The following is a 676-nucleotide window of genomic DNA, read 5'->3' on the forward strand; positions in this document are numbered from 1 at the left end:
GCGTTATTGGTCGCTGGCGCGGCACTAGCACTAACGGCGAAACCTAAGCCTAACGAGCAAGCGCTAACCAGCATCGCTTTAGTTATTTGAGTCGTCAGTTTATTGATATATCTAGACATACTTGTCTCCTTATTATTGTGATATTTTCTAAATCCATTTTTTGGTAGTTACTTGCTTTTTAACAAATTAAAATTAATTGCTTTCTAGTTCTAGCGTTGAGTGCTTGTTGCTTTCTTCACTCTCGTTTTGCTCGGCTTTAGGCTGCTCATTTTCAGTTTTTTCATTGTCATTTTGCTTGTTTTCTAGCGTTTTAGCAGCTTTACCTTGACGGCGTGCTTCTAATTCAGATTTGGGTATCCAAGCCCAGGTCATCTCAACGACGATAGGGTCGCGTTCACTATCTGACTCGCGGTCATGAATCACGCACGGTATGACCATCTCACCTTTTGGCGTATTCAAAATATCTAAGCGCTGTTCGTCCGATAATGATGCCACCGCGGCGATTTGACCTTTTTTGATCGGGCGATAAAAATTCACCGAGTACGACTTAATCAATAATACGCGATCAGAGGGTAGGTTTAAACCCAAAATAAACCCTGTTGCGGTTTCCGCAAGTAAGGTGATAGCAACCGCATGAACCGAGCCAATATGATTTTGCACCGCTTTGGTGTTATTT

Annotated in this window: 1 protein-coding gene; it reads right to left on the minus strand. The window is 42.3% G+C overall.

All coding sequences use genetic code 11. The features are described from left to right. Positions 1-192: 192 nt before the first annotated feature. Positions 193-676, minus strand: a 484-nt coding sequence (locus V7D75_RS04070; RefSeq protein WP_333613515.1) for a DUF4442 domain-containing protein, incomplete at its 5' end; no start/stop codon positions are given.

It is taken from the genome of Psychrobacter sp., from assembly GCF_036731945.1.
GTDB lineage: Bacteria > Pseudomonadota > Gammaproteobacteria > Pseudomonadales > Moraxellaceae > Psychrobacter.